At 41.3% G+C, this 247-nt stretch carries 1 protein-coding gene; it reads right to left on the bottom strand.

The annotated features are described in order from the left end of the window. On the bottom strand, positions 1-240 hold a 240-nt coding region (locus tag ACPYOM_RS23360; protein ID WP_481347801.1), incomplete at its 3' end, for an OB-fold domain-containing protein. Positions 241-247 lie beyond the last annotated feature (7 nt).

Below are 247 nucleotides of genomic sequence, written 5' to 3'. Positions count from 1 at the left end.
AATAAGGGCAGATACCGCCCCTACTCCGTTAACGCTTATTAACAGATTGAACATCTCTTTTTCTGATCTGGTTTTAAATCCGAAAAGCAAATGAGCATCTTCCCTGATAATCTGCTGAATAAAAAGAACGGTTTCCTGATTGGTGGTAAGGGTTTGTGAGGTCATTAAGCTAATACCTACATAGTAACCAACTCCCTGGACGTTGATCACTGCGTAAGTAGGCGTAAGTTCCTGAACAATGCCTTGT

The organism is Monashia sp. HAY1-2A (assembly GCF_056755315.1).
The sequence above is the reverse complement of the archived record's forward strand: the minus strand, read 5'-3'. Positions and strand labels throughout refer to the sequence as shown.